We start from the raw sequence: 6,731 nt of genomic DNA, 5'->3' as shown, positions 1-6,731 counted from the left end.
CTTGGGGTTCAAGCCGCCAATCCGCGCCGCCGCTACCACTTGTGCTTCAGATAGCTGAGCCTCATTGCTCTCCGCCATGCGGGCAAGCAGCGTGGCCGCCTTTGCCGCGAGGTCAATGGCGCTGTATTCGGCGGCCCCCCGAATGTCAGATGCGAGCTTCCTGCCGTGGTGGATAATCCACGCGCCCTGTGTCTCGCGGTCCATAACGAGCCTCCCCTGCCAAGGGGCTACCATACGTAACCTTGGCGTGCGAGTGCCTTGCCAACCACAGGACTGTCCTGCGGGCCGGGGTTGCACCTCCCGTCCGTGCTGACGTCGTGCCAACTGGAGCAGGCTGAAAAAGGTGCCTGCTCAACCCACGCTTTGCAACAGGTTGCACTCGGCTCGGCCTTCCGGAAATAGGTACATTCACTCGGTACATTTCGGCCAGACTGGCACCAAGAACTGGTTGTTTTTGTAGGGATTAATAGGCTGGGGATCTCCTCCGCTCGGCTCCACCAGGAACCTTCCGACAGCCTGACGGGCGTCGACTTGCCCCCCGGGGTCAGGCCTGCGACAAACCCCGACTGCCAGCGTCGGGGGGCGGATGGTCTTTTCATCCATCATCTTCATCTTCTATTTTCTGCCCGTCTTCCTGCTTGGCTACTATGTCAGCGGATGGCGGACGGGCGCCCTGCTGGCCGGCAGTGTGGCCTTCTACGTCTGGGGCGAGGGGCCCTATGTCTTCCTGCTGCTGGCCCTGATCGGCGCCAACCACGTCGGCGCGCGCGCCATGGATCGGGCCCAGGCGCCCGCCCGGCGACGGCTGATCCTGACCGCCCTGATCGTGCTGGATCTGGGGGTGCTGGCCTGGTTCAAATATTCAGGCTTCCTGGCCCACAGCCTCAATGAGGTCCTGCCGGGATCGCCCCTGCCGGAGCTGACCCACCGCCTGCCCCTGGGCATATCCTTCTTCACCTTCCAGCTGATCAGCTACGCCGTCGACGTCTGGCGCCGCGCCGTGCCGGCCGAGACCTCGCTCGCGCGGTTTTCCGCCTATATCCTGATGTTCCCGCACCTGATCGCTGGGCCCATCGTCCGCTATGCCGACATCGCCGAGGAGCTGCACGCCGACCGCAGGGGCTCGGGCCGGGTGGGCCTGGGGTTCCAGTACTTCATCGTCGGCCTGTGCCAGAAGGTGCTGATCGCCAACACCGTGGCCCCGGTGGCCGACCACGCCTTCGGTCTGGCGCCCGGAACCCTCTCGGCGACGGCGGCCTGGCTGGGGACTCTGGCCTACACCCTGCAGATCTATTTCGACTTCTGCGGCTATTCGAACATGGCGATCGGCCTGGCCTTCATGCTGGGCTTCACCTTCCCGAAGAACTTCGACCACCCCTATGCGGCGACCTCGCTCACCGACTTCTGGCGGCGCTGGCACATGTCGCTGTCCTCCTGGTTCCGGGACTATGTCTACATTCCCCTGGGCGGAAACCGGGGCGGGCAGGCCAAGACCCTCCGCAACCTGCTGATCGTCTTCTTCCTCACCGGCCTCTGGCACGGGGCGGCCTGGAGCTTCATCGTCTGGGGCCTCTATCACGGGGCCTTCCTGATGCTGGAGCGGTTCGGATTCGGGCGTGTGCTGGCCGCCGCGCCGCGGCCCTTGCGCCACCTCTACGCCGTGGCGGTGGTGATGGTGGGCTGGGTGTTCTTCCGCGCCGCCGACCTGCCCCAGGCCCTGGCCTATCTGTCGGCGATGTTCGATCCGCACGGCTTCAAGCCCCTGGGCGTCGCCCTGCGCCACCTGCTGGACACCGAGGTGATCGCCGCCTTCGCCGCCGGGGTCCTCTTCGCCGTCCCGACCCTGCAAGCCTTGATGGGGCGGTTGAAGGCCCGGCGCTCCGACGCCCCCTCGCCCCGCCTGCCGGCCCACCTGGACACCCGGAGCGCCCATATCCTGCCCACGCCGATCCTGGCGGCGGGCTTCGTGGTCAGCATCGCGGTCCTGGTCAATTCGACCCTCAACCCCTTCCTCTATTTCCGGTTCTGAGGCGATGGACACCCCGATCCCGCGCCGAGGCCTGATCGGCGCCATCCTGGTCCTGATGGCCGCCGCCTTCCTCCTGCCCCATCTGGCCAAGCCGCCCCAGCTCCAGGAGGGCCGGGTGCTGGCCGGGCCACCGGCCTGGACGGGGTTGGCGGGCCTGGATGACCTGCGCCACCAGACCGACGCCTATGTCGCCGACCGCTTCCCGGCCCGGCCCTTCCTGATCGGTTCCCTCAACTTCGCCCGCCTGCGGCTCGGCGACAGCGGCTCGGACCGGGTGCTGGCGGGCCGCGACGGCTGGCTGTTCTATAATGACGGCTCGCGCCTGAGCCCGGCCCGGGGCGTCGGCGCCGTGGACGACGCCCAGGCCGCCGAGTGGCTGCGGGGCCTGTCGGGCCGTATCGAGGCCCTGCAGGGCCGCCCCTATCTGGTGGTGGTCCCGCCGGCCAAGGAGACCCTTTATCCCGAGCTCGGACCCGCCTGGTATGACGGCCCCAATCCCCGCCGGACCAGCCTGCGCCTGGCGCAGCTGGCCGAGCGGACCGAGCCGGGCCATGTGGTCCACCTGCACGACGCGGTGACCGCCGTGAAGGCCGCCGGCGTCCCGGCCTTCAGCCGCCACGACACCCACTGGACCGGCGACGCCGCCTATGCCGGCTATGCCCAGATCATGGCCCGCCTGCGCGCCATGGGGCTGCGCCAGCCGACCCGGCCGCTCAGCGACTTCCGGCCGGTGGTGAATGGGGTCAATCCGCCCCGCGACCTCGCCCTGATGCTGGGGGTGGCGAGTTTCGTGCCGATCCATTACCGCGGCTATGTCGACCCCTCGGCCGCCGGCTACCGCACCACCTGGCTCTCGGGGCGCCGCAGCTGGACCGCGCCCCAGGTGGTGGAGACCGGCCAGGCGGGCAAGCCGACCCTGCTGCTGACGCGGGATTCGTTTTCAAACGCCCTGACGCCCTTCCTGCTGGGGCATTTCAGCCGGGTGATCCTGACCCACATCGACGACGGCTTCTGGCGCCAGGACCTGATCGACCGGTTCCAGCCGGACGTCGTCATGCTGGAGGTGCAGGAGCACGGCCTGGGCTTTGTGATGCGCGGCTCCCCGGCGGTGTCGGAGGCCGCCGAGGCCCGCATCGAGGCCGCCCTGCCGGACGCCCCGACCCATGGGTCCCTGGCGCCCTCGGCCCCGTCGCGGGGACGGTTCGCGCCGGTGGCCCGCGCTGGCGCGGCCTTCGTGGGGTTGGACGCCGCGGTCCCGACCCCGGGCTGCAATGTCGACCAGGCCCTGCTGGACGCCCGCGGCTTGGTGGCGAGCGGCTGGATCTCGGACCTCTCGGTCAAGCCCGGACCCACCGACGGCGCCGTGCGCCTCACCGGTCCGGCCGGCGACTTCCTCCAGCCCCTGCCGATAGACCAGGCGCGCCCCGACGTGGCGGCCGCCTTCAAGCGTCCCGTCGCCCAGCCCAGCGGCTTCTCCACCAGCCTCAGCGTCGAGGGCTTGCCCGCGGGCGCCTACGGCCTGCGGGTCTATCGCCGCGCGGCCTCGGGCTGGATCGGCTGCCAGGGTCCGCAGGGCCTGGTCCGCCCCTGAGCCCAAGGGCTTGTTCACCCGCCAGGGCTAGGTTCGCGCCGGATCCGGCCAAAAATCCGCCCGAACCGGCGTCTAGCTTGACCCGTTACAGGGCGACGGGCCTTTCCGGTCGTCTCCGCGTTGAAGACCCCGCCCACCCTACCTAAGGTGGGCGTCCAACCCAGAAGGCCCGCCCTTGTTCTCTCGCCTGTTCGGCCGCAAGATTCCGCAAGCTCCGCCCTCAACCGGCGGGCGGCTGGTCTACGCCATTGGCGACATCCACGGCCGGCTCGACGCCTTCGAACCTCTGCTGCACACCATCGCCCAGGATGTCCTGGCCTCGGCGCCGAGCGAGCGGCCGATGCTGGTCCTGCTGGGCGACTATGTGGACCGAGGCCCGGCCTCGGCCCAGGTGATCGACGCCATCCTGGCGCTGCAGGCCGAGGCCGCCTTCGAGGTCCGGGCCCTGAAGGGCAACCACGAGGAGGCCCTGCTGCAGTTCCGCGACGAGCCCGGCTTCGGCCAGACCTGGGTGGAGCACGGCGGATCGGCGACGCTCGCCTCCTACGGCGTCCAGCCCCCGGCCACCCGCACCGATCCCGAGGCCTGGGAGACCGCCCGCCTGGCCTTCGGCAAGGTGCTGCCGCCGGCCCACACCCACTTCTACGAGACCCTGGAACTGATGCTGACCGTGGGCGACTACGCCTTCGTCCACGCCGGGGTCCGGCCCGGCGTGCCCCTGGCGCGGCAGGTGGAGCGCGACCTGCTGTGGATTCGCGCGGAGTTCCTGCAGTCCACCGCCAAGTTCGAGAAGATCATCGTCCATGGCCATACCCCGATGGAGGAGCCACAGATCACCGGCCGCCGGATCGGGGTCGACACCGGCGCCTACGCCACCGGCCTGCTCACCGCCGTGCGGCTGGATGACAGTGGTCACCGCATCCTGCAGGGCCGCGCGGTGCGCTCGGCGGCCTGACCGAAGACCAGCGTTTGATGCTATCGCGCCTCAGTGCGCGTCGTCCCAGTTCCTGGCGGCGCAGGCCTCCACCACCAGGGGAACCGAGAGCGAGACCGCCGGTTCGGCGGCCCGTTCCATCACCCGCTTGGCGACCTTGATCAGCTCGTCGGCCTCGGGCTCGGGGGCCTCGAAGACCAGTTCGTCGTGCACCTGCAGCAGCATGCGGGCCTCAAGGCCCGCCGCCTTCAGGGCCGCGGGCATGCGAATCATGGCCCGGCGGATGACGTCGGCCGCCGCCCCCTGGATCGGGGCGTTGATGGCCGCCCGGTCGCCGAAGGCCCGCTCGGCCTGGGACTTGGAGAACACCGCCGGGATATTGACCTTCCGCCCGAAGACGGTGGTGACGAAACCCTGGGCGCGCGCGGCCTGCTTGGTGCGGTCCATATAGGTGCGGATGCCGGGGAAGCGCTCGAAATAGGTCTTGATATAGGCCCCGGCCTCGTCCTGCGGGATGGAGAGCTGGTTGGCCAGGCCGAAGGCCGAGATGCCGTAGACGATACCGAAATTGATCGCCTTGGCGCGGCGCCGCGTCTCGGCGGGCATGCCCTCGATGGGCACGCCGAACATCTCCGAGGCGGTGGCCGCGTGGATGTCCAGGCCCTCCAGGAAGGCCTTCTTCAGCTGGGGAATGTCCCCCACATGGGCCAGCAGGCGCAGCTCGATCTGGCTGTAGTCGGCGCTGACCAGGACGTGTCCCGGCTCGGCGATGAAGGCCTTGCGGATCTTGCGGCCCTCCTCGGTGCGGACCGGGATGTTCTGCAGGTTGGGATCCGACGAGGACAGCCGCCCGGTGGTGGTCGACGCCAGGGCGTAGGAGGTGTGGACCCGGTTGGTGCGCGGCGAGATGGCGGCGGCCAGGGCGTCGGTATAGGTGCCCTTCAGCTTGGAGAGCTGCCGCCAGTCCAGCAGCACCCGGGGCAGCTCGGCGCCCTGGGCGGCCAGCTCCTCGAGGATGGAGGCGTCAGTCCCTTGCGCCCCCGTCGCCGTGGTCTTCTTCGAGGCCAGGCCCATCTCCTGATAGAGCACCTCGCCGATCTGCTTGGGGCTGCCCAGGTTGAAGGGCCGGCCGGCGAGCGCATGGGCCTGGGCCTCCAGCTCGGTCATCCGCACCGAGAAGTCGTGGGAGAGCCGGGCCAGCTGGTCGGGATCGATCCGAATGCCCTCGCACTCCATCTGGGCCAGGACCGGCGGCATGGGCCGCTCCAGGGTCTCGTAGACGGTGAGCAGGCCCGCCGCGGCCAGCTTGGGCCGCAGGATCTGGTAGAGGCGCAGGGTGACGTCGGCGTCCTCGGCGGCGTAGCAGGTCGCCGGCTCCAGGGGCACATGCTTGAAGCTCTTCTGGGCCTTGCCGGTCCCGGCCACCTGCTTGAAGGAAATCGGCTCGTGGCCCAGCCAGCGCTTGGACAGCTCGTCCATGCCGTGGCTCTTGTGCAGGCCCGCCTCCAGCACGTAGCTGATCAGCATCGTGTCCTCGATGGGGGCCACCTGGATTCCCTGCCGCGACAGGACCGCCAGGTCGTACTTGGCGTTCTGGGCCACCTTCAGGACCGAGGGGTCCTCCAGCAGCGGCTTGAGCCGCGCCATCACCGCGTCGTGCGGGATCTGGGTCAGGTCGGCGGGGGCGTCGAAGGCCAGGCCGCCCTCGGGCTCGTGGCCCACCGGGATGTAGCAGGCCTCGCCCGGCGCGATGGCCAGGGACACCCCGCAGAGGCCCGCATTGGCCGAGGAGAGCGAATCGGTCTCGGTGTCGAAGGCGATGACGCCCACGGCCCGGGCCTTGGCGATCCAGGCGTCCAGGGTCTCCAGGTCGCGCACGCAGACATATTTGGTGGTGTCGATGGGCGCCTGGGCCGGCGCCTCGGGCCGCGCCGTGGGGGTGGCCGGCGCGGCCGGAGCCGTCGCCCCGCTGCCGCCGCCGTTCACGCGGCGGCCCAGGGTGCGCAGCTCCATCTGCTCCAGGAAGGCCGACAGCGTCGCCGCGTCGGGCTCGGCCACCAGCAGGTCCTCGAGGGGGGAGGGCAGGGGGGTGTCACAGTCCAGCCGAACCAGCTCCCGCGACAGCCGAATCTGGTCGGCGAAGTCGATCAGGGTCTGGCGGCGCTTGTCCTGCTTGA

5 protein-coding genes are annotated in these 6,731 nt (G+C 69.7%); 3 read left to right on the top strand and 2 right to left on the bottom strand.

Annotation, left to right across the window (positions count from 1 at the left end; translation table 11 throughout):
- Positions 1 to 204, bottom strand: a 204-nt coding sequence (locus Q7T09_RS08725) for a hypothetical protein (RefSeq protein ID WP_304699214.1), incomplete at its 3' end; no start/stop codon positions are given.
- 382 nt (positions 205 to 586) lie between these two features.
- Between Q7T09_RS08725 and Q7T09_RS08720 the strand changes: the two genes are divergently transcribed.
- The 3 genes from Q7T09_RS08720 (at position 587) to Q7T09_RS08710 (ending at position 4,575) form a co-directional block, all read left to right on the top strand.
- Positions 587 to 2,029: an MBOAT family protein gene (locus tag Q7T09_RS08720; protein ID WP_304699213.1), complete on the top strand. Its 1,443-nt coding sequence runs from the start codon at positions 587 to 589 to the stop codon at positions 2,027 to 2,029.
- Positions 2,030 to 2,033: 4 nt separating this feature from the next.
- Entirely contained in the window at positions 2,034 to 3,620 is a 1,587-nt protein-coding gene (locus Q7T09_RS08715; RefSeq protein ID WP_304699212.1) for a hypothetical protein, read from the top strand.
- 175 nt (positions 3,621 to 3,795) lie between these two features.
- Positions 3,796 to 4,575 (top strand): metallophosphoesterase family protein, encoded by a 780-nt coding sequence (locus Q7T09_RS08710; protein ID WP_304699211.1) that lies wholly within the window; start codon positions 3,796 to 3,798, stop codon positions 4,573 to 4,575.
- Between the two features lie 30 nt (positions 4,576 to 4,605).
- Here Q7T09_RS08710 and polA read toward each other — a convergent pair.
- A partial coding sequence (gene polA, locus Q7T09_RS08705) for a DNA polymerase I (RefSeq protein ID WP_304699210.1) occupies positions 4,606 to 6,731 on the bottom strand: 2,126 nt, incomplete at its 5' end.

This window comes from Phenylobacterium sp., assembly GCF_030645195.1.
Lineage (GTDB): Bacteria > Pseudomonadota > Alphaproteobacteria > Caulobacterales > Caulobacteraceae > Phenylobacterium.
This window is presented reverse-complemented; position numbering and strand designations above follow the sequence as displayed.